The following is a 15,234-nucleotide window of genomic DNA, read 5'->3' on the forward strand; positions in this document are numbered from 1 at the left end:
GTGAAGATCCTGATCAATTTGCAGGCTGGTTCGGTCAGAGTAAGTGGTCTTCGCAACACCCTTTGCATTATTCAAAGGCCGTATCGCGGAAAGATTTACCTGGAAACCATCGAGGGGTCGTTCCCGCTTTTTTCGGTAAGGGCTTCTTGGAAGAAGGCTGACCGTGGGGATATGTTCGACCGGAATTGACTTTCAGCTTGGTACTAACGCCGCGGATAGTAATGGATCATTTTTGTTAAAGCAAACCTTTGTTGAAAAATTATTGAAATCTCTGGCCAAGTCTGCTTTGCATTCCATTGAATCGCCCCGAATCGGCTCACATATCGACCACCGGTCAGTGAATGTTTTTCCATCAAGCCGCGTTTTAGAGCCGCTTATCCCCAGGCAGACAGCTAAAACGACCGGAAAAAGCGCATCGATATAACCGGGTAACAGGTACTTGTGCACATTAGTTGCGCGAGCTGTAACGACGCTGTCACATCAATCCTGACCCCGATGGCTGCCTGTAACGAAAGTTTAAGTCAATGAAAAACATCGCTTTTTTTTGTTGGTGAAAAAATCGTCAGTTTGACTGCGAGCCCCATTCCACAAGGCTTTGCGAGGGTTGAAGGGCGGTTGTCCACTGAGTTATCCACAGCTTCTGTGGATTGTCCCGAGCGCTTGCTCTAGGACGGGCGTGCCGGGTTGTTTTTCGACTTTACCTGTAAGAAAAAGAGAGTAGAGTGGCGCGCCTTCCGATCTGTCCCACAGTGTTTTATGAAGTTTCGCTCAGTATCAGACTCTGTTACCTCAGAACCTCCTCGTGTTACGTCGCCAAAGCGATTTTCCGTACGTGTGGCCGAATGGCTGCTCGACAGCCCGCGCCTGAGCGACAGTCACAATGCCAAGCACCTTGCGGGTCGCTTGCTCAAGCAACCGGCGCGCGAAGGCGTGGTCGCCGCGCAAAGCCGTCTCGGACAGTTGATGTGCCGTGAATGCGGGAATGCCCGCGATCGCCGCATCGGTCACGATCTGTTGCGTCAGGCCGCGCGCGCCGGCGACCTTCGTGCGCAACAGGAACTCGGTCTCATCGAAGACTGAGCTGTCCAAGTTCTGACACCTTGGTTAACCTTCAGGCTTTATCGGATCGGCAGGAATCGCTATGGCTATGGACTTGACCAGCGTATTGCTGGGGCTCGCAGCGGCAGGGCTGCCGTTGCTGGCACTGGCCTGGCAACTGCAGCGCCGGGCGAGCAGCGGGCAAGCCGAAGTGGCCTTGCTCGAAGAGCGACTGGCCATGGCGCAACTGGCACAGGACGGGCTCAACGCTCAACTGGAGGCCAGTCGCGACGAAGTCGCTGACCTCGGCCAGGCCAACGCGGCCAAACAAGCTGAATTGGCAGCCCTGCGTCGCGAAGTCGAGTTGTTGCAGATCGAGCGCGATGACGCCCGTGACGCTTCCCATGCCTGGAACATCGAGCGGGCCAACAAGGAAGCCGAACTGCGTCGCCTCGACGCTCAGGCGGCATCGCTGAACGCCGAATTGCGCGAGCAGCAGGAAAGCCATCAACAACGCCTTAATGACTTGCAAGGCTCGCGTGATGAGTTGCGTGCGCAGTTCGCCGAACTGGCGGGCAAGATCTTCGACGAGCGCGAACAGCGTTTTGCCGAGACCAGTCAACAACGTCTCGGCCAGTTGCTCGATCCGTTGAAAGAGCGCATCCAGTCTTTCGAAAAACGCGTGGAAGAAAGCTATCAGGCCGAGGCTCGCGAGCGCTTTTCGCTGGCCAAGGAACTGGAGCGTTTGCAAGCGCTCAATCTGCGCTTGAGCGATGAAGCCACCAACTTGACCCGCGCCTTGAAAGGCCAGAAAACCCAAGGTAACTGGGGTGAGTTGATCCTCGAACGCGTGCTGGAACATGCCGGCCTGGAGAAGGGCCGCGAGTACCAGACGCAGGTCAACCTCAAGGGCCCGGACGGTGAGCGCTTCCAGCCCGACGTGATCATTTACCTGCCAGGCGACAAACAGGTCGTGGTCGACTCCAAGGTCAGCCTGACCGCCTATCAACAGTACGTTGCCGCCGAAGACGACACCCTCGGGCAGATCGCGATCAAACAGCACGTGCTGTCCCTGCGTAATCACGTCAAGGGCTTGTCGGGCAAGGACTACAAACGTCTGGAGGGCCTGCACAGCCTCGATTTCGTTCTGCTGTTCGTGCCCATCGAAGCGGCTTTTTCGGCGGCATTACAGGCTGAGCCGACGCTGTTTCAGGACGCGTTCGACCGCAACATCGTGATCGTCAGTCCGACCACGTTGCTGGCGACGTTGCGGGTCATCGACAGCCTGTGGAAACAGGAACGCCAGAGCCAGAACGCCCGGGAAATCGCCGAGCGGGCCGGATGGCTGTACGACAAGTTCGTGTTGTTCATTCAGGATCTGGACGAGGTCGGCAATCGCCTGCAGCAACTGGACAAAGCCTACAGCTCGGCGCGCAACAAGCTGACAGAAGGACGCGGCAACCTGGTCAGCCGCAGTGAGCAGCTCAAACTGCTCGGCGCGCGGGCGAGCAAAAGCTTGCCGGCGGATCTGCTGGAGCGAGCGATGACGGATGTCGACGGGTTGGTCGAGTTGCCTGAGTAAACCCGATTTTTGTGGCGAGGGAGCTTGCTCCCGCTGGGGGGCGAAGCACCCCCGAAAACCCCGATTCCGATTTATCTGAAACACCGCGTTGAATGGTTTGGCGCCTGCTGCGCAGCCGAGCGGGAGCAAGCTCCCTCGCCACAGGTCTTGCGCTATCTTTGCGTTACAGCGGTAAATGGCGACTCAACAACGCCCGCAGCGCCGCCGGCTTCACCGGTTTGGCCAGATAATCCAGCCCTGCCGCATGCACCTGCGCAACCATCTCTGGTCGCCCGTCGGCACTGATCACCACGCCTGGCACCGGCTCACCCAGACTCGTGCGTAACCATGCCATCAACTCGGTCCCGGTATCCCCGTGATCGAGGTGGTAGTCGACCAGCGCCACTTGCGGCCGCACCCCGTCGCTGAGCAACGCTGCACATTCCTCACGATTGCGCGCCGTCCAGACCTGACAACCCCAACGGCTCAACAGGCTGTTCATGCCAATCAGAATGCTGTCTTCGTTATCGACGCACAGCACCTGCGCGCCGCTCAGCATCTTGCCGTTTATCTCGACAGCAGCGCTGGCCGGCACGGTCTGCGTGCGAGCCAGCGGCACACTGACGCTAAACACACTGCCGCGCCCCGGCCACGAGCGCACACGCAATGTATGACCGAGTACGCGACACAAGCCGTCGGCGATCGCCAGCCCGAGGCCGAGACCTTTTTCGGCGCGGGTCTGATGACTGTCGAGGCGTTTGAATTCCTCGAAAATCACCTGCTGCTTGTCTTCAGGAATGCCCGGCCCGCGATCCCACACCTCCAGGCACAACTCGCCGGTGCGGCGCCGTACGCCCAGCAGCACCGGGCCTTTGGCGTAGCGGAACGCGTTGGTGAGGAAGTTCTGCAGGATCCGCCGCAGCAACTTGATGTCGCTGTCGATGCGCAAATGGCTGCCGCGTACGCGGAAGGTCAACCCTTGTTCCTGAGCCTGCGCCTTGAACTCGGCGCCGAGCGTGTCGAACAGCTCATTGACCGCAAAAGGCTTGCGATCCGGGTTGATCTTGCCGTTTTCCAGGCGGGAAATGTCCAGCAGATCGCTGATCAGGTCTTCGGCCGAACGCAACGAACTGTCGAGGTGCTGCACCAGTTTCTGCGCCTCGCTGCTCAAACCGTCATCCTGGTGGGAGAGGGCGGCGGAGAACAGGCGAGCGGCGTTCAAGGGCTGCATCAAGTCATGGCTGACGGCGGCGAGGAAGCGGGTTTTCGACTGGTTGGCGGCCTCGGCGGTGCCCTTGGCTTCGGTCAGCGCGACGTTGAGTTGCGACAGCTCCTGAGTCCGTTCGCTGACCCGTTGCTCCAGGCCTTCGTTGGCTTCGGTCAAGGCCTGCTCGGCCTCGCGGAACGCGGTAATGTCGGTAAAACTCATGACAAAACCGCCGCCCGGCATCGGGTTGCCGATCAGCTCGATCACCCGGCCGTTGGGGAACAGCCGTTCAGAGGTGTGCGCGCGACCCTGCCGCATCCAGTGCAAACGCCGGGCGACGTGGACTTCCGCCTCGCCGGGACCGCACAAGCCACGCTCGGCGTTGTAGCGAATGATGTCGGCAATCGGCCGGCCGACGCTGATCAGTCCGTCCGGGTAGTTGAACAGTTCCAGGTAACGCCGGTTCCACGCCACCAGTTTCAACGACTGGTCGACCACGCTGATGCCTTGGGTGATGTTCTCGATGGCGCCTTGCAGCAGGGCGCGGTTGAACTGCAACACCTCGGAAGCTTCGTCGGCGATTCGCACGACGTCCTCCAGCTGCATTTCCCGACCTTCGATGGCGGCTTTTACTACCGCTCGCGTCGAAGAGGCGCCCAGCACGCCGGCCAGCAAACGTTCGGTATGGGCAATCCATTCACCGTCGGCGTTCTGATTGGGGTTGAAGGCTTTGCCTTGGCGGTAGGCGAATCGAATGAAGCTCTGGCGGGCACGTTCTTCACCGACAAAGCGCGCGGCCAGTTGCAACAGATCATCGATCTGTACCGCCAGCATCGAGCGTGCACTCGGGCGGGCGCTGATTTCCTGACCGATGAAGCGCCCGGCCTGCCAGTGCTCCGACACCCGCGTGCGGGACAACACCGAGACCCAGGCGAACAAGGTGAAGTTGCCCGCCAGCGACAGCACCACGCCTTGGGTCAATGGCGTGATCGGCAAGTTCAGCGGGTTGCTGTGCAGCCACGCCAGACCGGGGAAGGTGTCCAGCGACCAGCCGAGACTGCGCGCGGCAATCGGCAGGATCAGCGTGTAAAACCAGAGGAATGTGCCGGCGGCGAGGCCGGCAAACACGCCACGCCGGTTAGCCTGTTTCCAGTACAGCGCGCCGAGCATCGCCGGCGCCAGTTGCGTCACGGCGGCGAAGGCGATCTGGCCGATGGTCGCCAGACTCGCCGTGGAACCGAGCAATCGATAGCTGACATAAGCCAGCAGCAGAATCAGCACGATGCTCACTCGGCGTACCGACAACATCCACTGACGAAATACCTCGAACGGACGCTCGGCATTGTTGCGCCGCAGCAACCACGGCAACAGCATGTCGTTGGAAACCATGGTCGACAGCGCCACGCTGGCGACGATGACCATGCCGGTGGCGGCTGAAGCGCCGCCGATAAACGCCAGCATGGCCAGCGCCGGGTGGGCCTGGGCCAGTGGCAGGCTGATCACGAATGAATCAGGCAGCACGTTGCTCGGGAGCAGCATCTGACCGGCGAGGGCGATTGGCACTACAAACAGCGCGGCCAGCGCGAGGTACGCCGGGAACACCCATTTGGCCAGGCGCAGATCCTGCGGATCGATGTTCTCCACCACGGTGACGTGAAACTGCCGCGGCAGGCAGATGATCGCCATCATGGCCACGCCGGTCTGCACCACCATCGACGGCCAGTTGATGGTTTCTTTCCAGTATTCCTCCAGGCGCGGGGCGAGCATCGCCTGATTGAACAGGTCGTCGAAACCGTCATACAGGCCATAAGTGACGAAGGCGCCGACGGCGAGAAAGGCGAACAGCTTGACCAGCGATTCGAATGCAATCGCCAGCACCATGCCCCGGTGGTGTTCGGTGGCGTCGAGGTTGCGCGTGCCGAAAACAATGGTGAACAGCGCCAGCACCAGCGACACGATCAACGCGGTGTCCTGGGCGCGGGTGCCCATTGCATCGGCCCCGGCGCCGATCAGCAGGTTCACGCCGAGGACGATGCCTTTGAGTTGCAGAGCGATGTAGGGCAGAACGCCGACCAGACAGATCAGCGCGACGACCACCGCCAGCGATTGCGATTTGCCGTAGCGCGCGGCAATGAAGTCAGCGATGGAGGTGATGTTCTCCTGTTTGCTGATCATCACCATTTTTTGCAGGACCCACGGTGCACAGACCAGCAGCAGGATCGGCCCGAGGTAAATCGGCAGGAATGACCACAACTGTTCAGCGGCTTGACCGACCGCGCCGAAAAACGTCCAACTGGTGCAATAAACCGCCAGCGACAAGCTGTACACCCAGGCACGCATCCGTGGCGGCAGCGGCGTGCTGCGACGGTCGCCGTAGAAGGCGATGGCGAACATGATGGCCATATAGGCCAGAGCGACGGCGGCGATCAGCCCGGTGGACAACGACATGCAACACTCCCGACAGAAGACTCCCCGGCAGTCCTGCCCGGGCGGACAGTCTCGCATGAGTGCGGCGGTTAGTCAGTGTCGACCAAGGTCGTGGAGTGGCGGGGTGTCGCAGGTGTGGAACCGGGTGGTTTTTGCAGTGACTGGGCGGCCTCATCGCTGGCAAGCCAGCTCCCACAGTTTTCAGGGCGTATACAAAATTTGCATTCGCTGGAGATCCCTGTGGGAGCTGGCTTGCCAGCGATGGCGTCAGTCCTGTTTCAGCGCGATATCAATCAACCGGTGCAATTCCTCCACCTGCAACGCCGCCGCGGAAAACAGAATGCGAAACACCACCGGCGCCACCACCAGATTGATCAAATGATCAACGCTCGGTGCCGGCTCATCCGGATGCCGCTCAATGATCGTCTGCAACTGCGCGCCGATAATCGTCACGCAATACCCCGGCGTGGCACTCGCCTGCACGTCGCGCATCATGTTGCGTCCAGGCTCGGAACTCATCTCGTCGAGATACTGCTCGGCCCACGCGCGGATATCGCTGCGCAAACTGCCGGTTTCTGCCGGTTCGCTGTCAGGACGCATGCGGGCGAGGGCGACGTCGGCCAGTAAGGCCGCCAGATCACCCCAGCGTCGATAAATCGTCGACGGCGTAACGCCTGCGCGTGCGGCGATTTGCGGGACGGTCACGGTCGAACGCTCCTGTTCTTGCAGGAGCGCGCGGACTGCCGAATGAATCGACTCTTGCACCCGGGCACTGCGACCACCGGGGCGTAAACCTTCTTTAATAGCCATGCGGCAGACCTTAACACAAAGAATTTGCTTTAAGCACAGGCCGAGAGCACACTCCGCAAAAGCAAAAAATTAGCTTTTGCGGAGTGTGCACATGAATAGCCTTGCATCCAATCGTCCCAGCCTGTGGTTTCTGGCGATCACCTTACTGAGTTTTCTCGCCGCTTCCACGGCGCCGACGCCGTTGTATCACCTGTATCAGGATCAGCTGCATTTCTCGGCAGCCATGCTGACGTTGATTTTCGGCGTCTACGCTCTGAGTTTGCTGGCGGCGCTGTTAACCGTCGGATCGCTGTCCGATCATCTCGGGCGTAAACCGGTGATCTTCGCTGCCGTTCTGCTCAATGCGCTGGCGATGCTGTTGTTCATCAGCGCCGACAGCGTCACCTGGCTGATCAGTGCGCGGGTGCTGCAAGGCTTCGCGACCGGCATGGCCACTGCCGTATTAAGTGCAACGTTGCTCGACACCGACCGTCAGCAAGGTCCGCTGATCAACAGTGTTGCGCCGTTGCTGGGTATGGCGTTGGGAGCCATGGGCTGTGGCCTGCTGGCCGAGTTCGCTCCGGCGCCGTTGCAACTGACGTACTGGCTGCTGCTCGCGCTGTTTGTGCTGCAAGCACTGTATGTCTGGCGCCTGCCGGAAATTGTCAGCCCGCAGCCTGGGGCCTGGGCGTCGTTGCGGCCGACGCTGCATGTCCCGGCTCAGGCGCGTTCAACGTTGTGGCGAGTGCTGCCGCTGAACACCGCGACCTGGGCGCTCGGCGGTTTCTACGCATCACTGGCGCCGTCGCTGGTGCGCACGGCCACTGGTTCCACATCCAATCTGATCGGCGGCGCAACCGTCGCGGCACTGACCGTCACCGGCGCCCTGATGATCTTCACCCTGCGCAATCGTCCCGCCACGCGCGCTTTGCAACTCGGCGCAAGCCTGCTGCCAAGTGGTCTGGTGCTGATTCTGCTCGGTGTGCACAGCGCCAGTCTGTCGCTGTTTTTCCTCGGCACGCTGGTCGCCGGGTGTGGTTTCGGCTCAGGCTTTCTCGGCGCGGTGCGCAGCCTGGTGCCGCTGGCGTTACCGCATGAGCGGGCCGGGTTGATGTCGGCGTTTTACGTGCTGAGCTATCTGGCGTTTTGCGTGCCTGCTTTATTAGCCGGGCACTTCACCCACCAACTCGGATTGCTGGCCACGACTGATGTGTATGGCGGGGTGCTGATCGTGTTGGCCGTGGCAGCGCTGTTGCTCAGTCTGCGTCCTCGATCTGCCAAGGTGTGCAGCGCTCCATAAGCACAGCGGTTTCGGTTAGCCTTGCCCGGCCACTCTTCTCACGGATCGATTCATGAAGATTATTCGCAGCAAGACCTTCACCGCCGACCGCGCCTGGGGCGCGCTCGATATCGCCAACATGAACGGCATCACCACACGCCTGCACTGGACTGATCAGCCGTACAAGTGGCACGTCAATGACGGCGAGGAAGTGTTCGTGGTGCTCGACGGCAAAGTGTCGATGCATTACCGCGAGGAAGGTGAAGAAAAACAGGTGCAGTTGGAAGTTGGCGACATCTTCTACGCCTCGGTCGGTACCGAACATGTCGCGCATCCGCAGGGCGTCGCACGGATTCTGGTCATCGAAAGCGAAGGTAGTGTTTGACTGCTTATCTATAGAACAGATAACAGTTAGAGAAATTACCCGTTATATAGATATTCGATTCGGATCTACCATGGATTCAACCTCACCCGAGGACAGGAGTTCATGATGATTTGCCCTAACAGCGCCAAACCCGGCATCAAGCCGCTCAGCCAACTTCAGCATCCGCGTGAAGTGATCCGTCAATTCACTCCGAACTGGTTCGCCGCAACCATGGGTACTGGTGTGCTGGCGCTGGCACTGGCGAATTTGCCGGTGGCGATTCCCGGGATGCATGCCGTGGCCGAAGGGCTGTGGCTTTTCAACATCCTGTTGTTCACATTGTTTACCGCTGCATACGCCGCACGCTGGATCCTGTTTTTCGACGAGGCGCGGCGGATTTTCGGCCATTCCACCGTATCGATGTTCTTCGGCACCATTCCCATGGGAATGGCAACGATCATCAACGGCTTTCTGTTGTTTGGTCTGCCGCGTTGGGGCGAGGGTGTCATCCAGCTGGCCGAAGTGCTGTGGTGGATTGATGTGGCGATGTCTCTGGCGTGTGGCGTGTTGATTCCCTACATGATGTTTACCCGTCAGGAACACAGCATCGACCAGATGACGGCGGTTTGGCTGTTGCCGGTGGTGGCTGCGGAAGTGGCGGCGGCCAGCGGCGGTTTGCTCGCTCCGCATCTGACCGATGCCCACTCGCAACTGGTGGTGTTGACCACAAGCTACGTGCTCTGGGCGTTTTCCCTACCGGTAGCGTTCAGCATTCTCACAATCCTGTTGCTGCGCATGGCCCTGCACAAACTTCCTCACGAGAATATGGCTGCATCGAGCTGGCTGGCCCTCGGCCCGATTGGCACTGGTGCGCTGGGCATGTTGCTGCTGGGGGCCGACGCGCCGGCCATCTTCGCCGCCAACGGCCTGCCGGGCATTGGCGAAATCGCTTCCGGCATTGGCTTGGTGGCGGGGATCACACTGTGGGGCTTTGGTCTGTGGTGGATGCTGATGGCACTGCTGATCACCGTGCGTTATCTGCGCGACGGTATTCCGTTCAACCTCGGTTGGTGGGGGTTCACCTTTCCATTGGGCGTGTATTCGCTGGCAACGCTCAAGCTTGCCAGTACGCTGAACCTCGGGTTTTTCAGTGTGGTTGGTTACGTGCTGGTGGCCCTGTTGGCCTTGATGTGGCTGATTGTCGGCAAGCGCACCGTGCAAGGGGCATGGCGTGGTGAGCTGTTTGTTTCGCCGTGCATTGCAGGTTTGAAGAAATAACCTGAAAAGTTTAGGTAATGTGTGGCCTGGATCGCGGTTCGAGATTCCAATACAAGAACCCAGGCCTCTCTACCCAACATCAGGAAAACACGGAAGATGAGTCACCCCTCACAGTTCAACCTGCTGCGCACCCGGCGCTTCCTGCCGTTTTTCATCACGCAGTCGCTCGGTGCGTTCAACGACAACGTGTTTAAACAGTCGCTGATCCTCGCCATTCTCTACCGGCTGACCATCGAGGGTGATCGCTCGATCTGGGTCAACCTGTGTGCGCTGCTGTTTATTCTGCCGTTCTTCCTGTTTTCGGCGCTGGCCGGGCAGTTCGGCGAGAAGTTCGCCAAGGACGCGCTGATCCGTCTGATCAAACTTGCGGAAATCGCCATCATGGCGGTGGGCTCGGTCGGTTTCCTTTTCGATCACTTGTCGCTGATGCTGGTGGCGCTGTTCGCGATGGGCACCCATTCGGCGCTGTTCGGGCCGGTGAAGTATTCGATCCTGCCGCAGGCCTTGCGTGAAGAGGAATTGGTCGGCGGCAACGGTCTGGTGGAGATGGGCACGTTCCTCGCGATTCTTGCAGGGACCATCGGTGCCGGGGTCATCATGTCCTCGACCCACTACGCGCCGCTGGTGTCGACCGCCATCGTCGGCATCGCCGTGCTGGGTTATCTGGCCAGCCGCAGCATTCCCCGCGCGGCGGCCTCGTCACCGGAAATGCGTCTGAACTGGAACATCTTCAGCCAATCCTGGGCGACCCTGAAACTGGGCCTGGGCCAGACGCCCGCAGTATCGCGCTCGATTGTCGGCAACTCGTGGTTCTGGTTTGTCGGGGCGATTTACCTGACGCAGATCCCGGCCTACGCCAAGGAGTGGATGCACGGCGATGAAACCGTGGTCACGCTGATTCTCACCGTGTTCTCGGTGGGTATCGCGCTGGGTTCGATGCTCTGCGAAAAGCTCTCCGGGCGCAAAGTCGAGATCGGTCTGGTGCCGTTTGGCTCATTCGGTCTGACGGTGTTCGGCTTGCTGCTGTGGTGGCATTCCGGTGGGATTCCCGACAGTGTCACTGGCCACAGCTGGACCGAAGTCCTGGGCTTTGCTCACACCTGGGCAGTGTTGGTGGACATTCTCGGCCTCGGCATTTTCGGCGGCTTCTACATCGTGCCGCTGTACGCATTGATCCAGTCGCGCACGGCCGAGAACGAGCGGGCGCGAGTGATTGCCGCCAACAACATTCTCAACGCGCTATTCATGGTGGTGTCGGCGATTGTCTCGATCGTGTTGTTGAGCGTGGTCAAACTGTCGATCCCGCAACTGTTCCTCGTGGTGTCGCTGCTGAACATCGGCGTCAACGCTTACATCTTCAAGATCGTTCCCGAGTTCAGCATGCGTTTCATGATCTGGCTGCTCAGCCATTCCATGTACCGCGTCGAGCATCGCAACCTTGAAGCTATACCGGATGAAGGCGCGGCGTTGCTGGTGTGCAACCACGTGTCGTTTGTCGACGCTTTGCTGATCGGCGGCGCGGTGCGTCGGCCGATTCGCTTTGTCATGTACTACAAGATCTACAACTTGCCGGTGCTGAACTTTATCTTTCGTACGGCGGGGACGATTCCGATTGCCGGACGCAATGAAGACATTCAGATCTACGAAAAAGCCTTCAGCCGCATTGCCCAGTATCTGAAGGACGGTGAGCTGGTGTGCATCTTCCCTGAGGGCAAGTTGACTGCCGATGGCGAGATCAATGAGTTCAAGGGTGGGCTGACGCGGATTATCGAGGAAACGCCGGTGCCGGTAATTCCGCTGGCGTTGCAGGGCTTGTGGGGGAGTTTCTTCAGTCGCGACCCGAACAAGGGTGTGTTCCGCCGGTTGTGGTCGCGGGTGACATTGGTGGCGGGTGCGCCTGTGGACGTCGAGGCAGCGCAGCCAGAGAAGTTGCAGACGTTGGTGGGCGATTTGCGGGGCGCCGTTAGATAGTCGGTGAAGGGACTGGCCCTATCGTTGGCAAGCCAGCTCCCACAGGTTTCCTGGGTGTACACAGCATTTGTGTTCACCGGAAATCCTTGTGGGAGCTGGCTTGCCAGCGATGGGGCCAGAGGCCTAAGCGCTAATTTTAAGGCCGATCAAACCAGTGATGATCAACGCCACACTGGCCAGCCGAATCAACGCCATCGACTCGCCAAACAGAATGATTCCGGCAATCACCGTGCCCACGGCACCGACCCCGGTCCAGATCGCATAAGCCGTGCCCAGCGGCAATTCCTTCATCGCCAGACCCAGGAGGCCAAGGCTGATGGCCATGGCCGCAACGGTCAATACGGTGGGGAGCGGGCGGGTGAAGCCATCGGTGTATTTCAGGCCGACGGCCCAGCCGACTTCAAACAGGCCGGCGAAAAACAGAATGATCCAGGACATGAGAGACCTCCATCGATTGACGGGGTCGTCCCCAGATTAAAAACTCGATCGAGCCGCAGGGTCGTCCCCGCGTTGCGCGACATATTGCCGAGCCTTGATCCGGGGATCAAGTTTCAGCTCAGTCGACGGCCTGTTGCGCCAATGCTTCGCGATCTTCCTTCTCACTCATGCGCCGGAAATAGGTTGAAAGGAGTGCCCCGGAAATGTTGTGCCAGACACTGAACAATGCACTTGGTACCGCCGCCAGTGGCGAGAAGTGTGCACTGGCCAAAGCGGCGCCCAATCCCGAGTTCTGCATGCCGACCTCCAGCGCCAGCGACTTGCGCTGCGCCAGCGGTAATTTGAACAGGCGACCGGTGAAGTAACCCAGCAAGTAGCCGAAACTGTTGTGCAGCATCACCACCGCCATGATCAGCAGACCCGATTCGGCGATTTTCGCCTGACTGGCCGCCACTACAGCGGTGACGATAATCACGATGCTGATCACCGACACCAGCGGCAACACCTCCACCGCATGGCGGACCTTGTCACCGAGCAGGCGTTGCGCAACCACACCGAGAATGATCGGCAGCAGCACCACTTGCAGGATCGACCAGAACAACTCCATGAACGACACCGGCAACCACGCCGAAGCCAACAGCCAGATCAACGCCGGGGTCAGCAGCGGGGCGAGGAGGGTGGTCACGGCGGCAATGGCCACCGACAACGCCAGATCGCCACGGGCCAGCCAGGTCATCACGTTGGATGAGGTGCCGCTCGGGCAGCAACCGACCAGGATCACTCCGACGGCGATTTCCGGCGGCAGGTGAAATACCTGGCAGAGCAACCACGCCACTCCGGGCATGATCACGAAATGCGCGACTACGCCCAGCGCGACACGCCACGGGTGGCGGGCGACAGCGGCGAAATCATCAAGTTTGAGGGTCAGGCCCATGCCGAACATCACCAGGCCCAGCAGCGGCACGATCGCGCTTTTGAGGCCGAGGAACCATGCCGGTTGCAGGAACGCGATGACCGCGAAAATCAGAACCCAGTAAGCGAAGGTATTGCCGACAAAGCGGCTGAGTGCAGCCAGTGCGCGCATGGCTTGTTCCTTATTATTGAGTGAACACCACATAACATTGTGGGAGCTGGCTTGCCAGCGATGGCGGTGTGTCAGACGGCATATGAGCTATCTGTAACACCGCTATCGCTGGCAAGCCAGCTCCCACAGTAGACCCCGGTTTCTTCAGTTGAAACCGGTTATGTTCAGATCCCCTGCGGAGTCTCTTCGCCACCCAACGCTTCCACCAGCGCCGGCAGGAAATCACCGAACGTCAGCATCATCAGGGTGAAGCTGGCGTCCAGTTGACCCAGGGCCTCGTCGCCGCCGTCCTGTTCCGCCTGATCCTGCAACAGATCTTCGAACTTCAGGCGTTTGACGGTCATCTTGTCATCGAGCATGAACGACAGCTTGTCCTGCCAGGCCAACGACAATTGAGTAACGACTTTGCCGGTGCTCAGGTGCAGCTGGATTTCTTCGCTGGTCAGGTCCTGACGCTTGCAGCGCACGATGCCGCCGTCTTCGTGGGTGTCGCGCAGTTCGCACTCGTCCAGCACATAGAAGTCGTCGGCGGCTTTCTGCGTGGTCACCCAATCGGTCATGACTGCGGTCGGCGCCATTTTCACGGTCAGCGGACGAACGGGCAGGGTGCCGATCACTTCACGAATGGTCGAAAGCAGATCTTCGGCACGTTTCGGGCTGGCCGAGTTGACCAGGATCAGGCCTTGTTTCGGCGCGATGGCGGCGAAGGTCGACGAACGACGGATAAAGGCGCGCGGCAGGAACGCCTGGATGATTTCATCCTTGATCTGGTCGCGTTCCTTCTTATAGACCTTGCGCATCTGCTCGGCTTCGATCTCTTCGACCTTTTCCTTGACCGCATCGCGTACGACGCTGCCCGGCAGAATGCGTTCTTCTTTACGTGCAGCGATCAGCAGGAAATCACCGCTGACGTGCACCAATGGAGCATCTTCGCCTTTGCCGAACGGCGCGACGAAACCGTAGGTGGTCAACTCCTGGCTTGCACATGGACGCGCCAGTTTGGTGGCCAGTGCAGTTTCCAGCGCCTCGGCATCGACAGGCAGGTCTTGGGTCAGGCGATAGATAAGCAGGTTTTTGAACCACATGGGGTGAGTCTCTCCTTTATACAAAGGGGGGCATTATTGTCTTCGCCGTGGCATAGGCCAACCCTTCTCTAAGCCTTTGGAAGGCCTGAGAAAATTATTTAAAAAAGTGCTTGCCAGAGGTGGGGTCGCTCCGTAGAATGCGCGCCACACCGAAGCGAAGGGTGATTAGCTCAGCTGGGAGAGCGTCTGCCTTACAAGCAGAATGTCGGCGGTTCGATCCCGTCATCACCCACCATTCGTTTCAAGTGTTTAGCGCAGCGGTAGTTCAGTCGGTTAGAATACCGGCCTGTCACGCCGGGGGTCGCGGGTTCGAGTCCCGTCCGCTGCGCCATATTCGGTAACCTGGAACACTGAACGCCAGGTCACCACGGAAAAACCCGCCAAGGCGGGTTTTTTTCTGCCTCGAGTTGTACCTTCGAGATGTGTCGTTTCACCGGTTTTCGGATTTATTTGAAAAAAACTTCAATTAAATCAACACTTTACGAAAACTTGTGGCATAATGCGTCCCGTAACGAAGCGAAGGGTGATTAGCTCAGCTGGGAGAGCGTCTGCCTTACAAGCAGAATGTCGGCGGTTCGATCCCGTCATCACCCACCATTCGTTTCAAGCGTTTCGCGCAGCGGTAGTTCAGTCGGTTAGAATACCGGCCTGTCACGCCGGGGGTCGCGGGTTCGAGTCCCGTCCGCTGCGCCATATTCGGAATCTGGAACACT

General features: G+C 59.4%; 11 protein-coding genes and 4 tRNA genes. 10 read left to right on the forward strand and 5 right to left on the reverse strand.

Annotated features, from left to right (window positions below; translation table 11 throughout):
- Positions 1-756: 756 nt before the first annotated feature.
- Entirely contained in the window at positions 757-1,080 is a 324-nt protein-coding gene (locus KI231_RS08810; protein ID WP_103306941.1) for an SEL1-like repeat protein, read from the forward strand.
- A 175-nt stretch (positions 1,081-1,255) separates the two neighbouring features.
- Positions 1,256-2,620: a DNA recombination protein RmuC gene (locus tag KI231_RS08815; protein WP_213028759.1), complete on the forward strand. Its 1,365-nt coding sequence runs from the start codon at positions 1,256-1,258 to the stop codon at positions 2,618-2,620.
- 163 nt (positions 2,621-2,783) lie between these two features.
- On the opposite strand, the gene KI231_RS08820 is transcribed toward KI231_RS08815, so the two are convergent.
- Positions 2,784-6,254 carry a hybrid sensor histidine kinase/response regulator gene (locus tag KI231_RS08820; RefSeq protein ID WP_213028004.1) on the reverse strand — a complete coding sequence of 1,157 codons (3,471 nt, stop codon included), beginning with the start codon at positions 6,252-6,254 and terminating at the stop codon, positions 2,784-2,786.
- Positions 6,255-6,500: 246 nt separating this feature from the next.
- Positions 6,501-7,043 carry a TetR/AcrR family transcriptional regulator gene (locus KI231_RS08825; RefSeq protein ID WP_103306944.1) on the reverse strand — a complete coding sequence of 181 codons (543 nt, stop codon included), beginning with the start codon at positions 7,041-7,043 and terminating at the stop codon, positions 6,501-6,503.
- A gap of 91 nt (positions 7,044-7,134) precedes the next feature.
- On the opposite strand from KI231_RS08825, the gene KI231_RS08830 reads away from it, so the two are divergent.
- The 4 genes from KI231_RS08830 (at position 7,135) to KI231_RS08845 (ending at position 11,914) form a co-directional block, all read left to right on the forward strand.
- Positions 7,135-8,322 (forward strand): MFS transporter, encoded by a 1,188-nt coding sequence (locus tag KI231_RS08830; protein WP_213028005.1) that lies wholly within the window; start codon positions 7,135-7,137, stop codon positions 8,320-8,322.
- Between the two features lie 52 nt (positions 8,323-8,374).
- On the forward strand, positions 8,375-8,686 hold the full coding sequence (locus KI231_RS08835; RefSeq protein WP_213028006.1) for a cupin domain-containing protein: 312 nt from the start codon (positions 8,375-8,377) through the stop codon (positions 8,684-8,686).
- A 105-nt stretch (positions 8,687-8,791) separates the two neighbouring features.
- A complete protein-coding gene (locus KI231_RS08840; protein WP_213028760.1) occupies positions 8,792-9,943 on the forward strand; it encodes a TDT family transporter in 1,152 nt (383 codons plus the stop codon).
- A gap of 96 nt (positions 9,944-10,039) precedes the next feature.
- On the forward strand, positions 10,040-11,914 hold the full coding sequence (locus KI231_RS08845; protein WP_103306948.1) for an MFS transporter: 1,875 nt from the start codon (positions 10,040-10,042) through the stop codon (positions 11,912-11,914).
- Between the two features lie 123 nt (positions 11,915-12,037).
- On the opposite strand, the gene sugE is transcribed toward KI231_RS08845, so the two are convergent.
- From sugE to rdgC, 3 genes are all read right to left on the reverse strand, one after another.
- Positions 12,038-12,352, reverse strand: a complete 315-nt coding sequence (sugE, locus tag KI231_RS08850; RefSeq protein WP_127652648.1) for a quaternary ammonium compound efflux SMR transporter SugE — start codon at positions 12,350-12,352, stop codon at positions 12,038-12,040.
- Between the two features lie 118 nt (positions 12,353-12,470).
- Positions 12,471-13,436, reverse strand: a complete 966-nt coding sequence (locus tag KI231_RS08855; protein WP_213028007.1) for a bile acid:sodium symporter family protein — start codon at positions 13,434-13,436, stop codon at positions 12,471-12,473.
- A gap of 164 nt (positions 13,437-13,600) precedes the next feature.
- Positions 13,601-14,521: a recombination-associated protein RdgC gene (rdgC, locus tag KI231_RS08860; protein ID WP_103306951.1), complete on the reverse strand. Its 921-nt coding sequence runs from the start codon at positions 14,519-14,521 to the stop codon at positions 13,601-13,603.
- 159 nt (positions 14,522-14,680) lie between these two features.
- On the opposite strand from rdgC, the gene KI231_RS08865 reads away from it, so the two are divergent.
- From KI231_RS08865 to KI231_RS08880, 4 genes are all read left to right on the forward strand, one after another.
- A tRNA-Val gene (locus KI231_RS08865) sits at positions 14,681-14,756 on the forward strand.
- Between the two features lie 19 nt (positions 14,757-14,775).
- A tRNA-Asp gene (locus KI231_RS08870) sits at positions 14,776-14,852 on the forward strand.
- A 190-nt stretch (positions 14,853-15,042) separates the two neighbouring features.
- Positions 15,043-15,118, forward strand: a tRNA-Val gene (locus KI231_RS08875).
- Positions 15,119-15,137: 19 nt separating this feature from the next.
- Positions 15,138-15,214, forward strand: a tRNA-Asp gene (locus tag KI231_RS08880).
- The last annotated feature ends 20 nt before the right edge of the window (positions 15,215-15,234 follow it).

Source organism: Pseudomonas sp. Seg1, assembly GCF_018326005.1.
GTDB lineage: Bacteria > Pseudomonadota > Gammaproteobacteria > Pseudomonadales > Pseudomonadaceae > Aquipseudomonas.

Excerpts from the sequence above, each read along its gene's own strand:
- KI231_RS08810 (WP_103306941.1), top strand. The coding sequence starts at position 757 with ATGAAGTTTCGCTCAGTATCAGACTCTGTTACCTCAGAACCTCCTCGT.
- KI231_RS08820 (WP_213028004.1), bottom strand. The coding sequence starts at position 6,254 with ATGTCGTTGTCCACCGGGCTGATCGCCGCCGTCGCTCTGGCCTATATG.
- KI231_RS08825 (WP_103306944.1), bottom strand. The coding sequence starts at position 7,043 with ATGGCTATTAAAGAAGGTTTACGCCCCGGTGGTCGCAGTGCCCGGGTG.
- KI231_RS08830 (WP_213028005.1), top strand. The coding sequence starts at position 7,135 with ATGAATAGCCTTGCATCCAATCGTCCCAGCCTGTGGTTTCTGGCGATC.
- KI231_RS08835 (WP_213028006.1), top strand. The coding sequence starts at position 8,375 with ATGAAGATTATTCGCAGCAAGACCTTCACCGCCGACCGCGCCTGGGGC.
- KI231_RS08840 (WP_213028760.1), top strand. The coding sequence starts at position 8,792 with ATGATTTGCCCTAACAGCGCCAAACCCGGCATCAAGCCGCTCAGCCAA.
- KI231_RS08845 (WP_103306948.1), top strand. The coding sequence starts at position 10,040 with ATGAGTCACCCCTCACAGTTCAACCTGCTGCGCACCCGGCGCTTCCTG.
- sugE (WP_127652648.1), bottom strand. The coding sequence starts at position 12,352 with ATGTCCTGGATCATTCTGTTTTTCGCCGGCCTGTTTGAAGTCGGCTGG.
- KI231_RS08855 (WP_213028007.1), bottom strand. The coding sequence starts at position 13,436 with ATGCGCGCACTGGCTGCACTCAGCCGCTTTGTCGGCAATACCTTCGCT.
- rdgC (WP_103306951.1), bottom strand. The coding sequence starts at position 14,521 with ATGTGGTTCAAAAACCTGCTTATCTATCGCCTGACCCAAGACCTGCCT.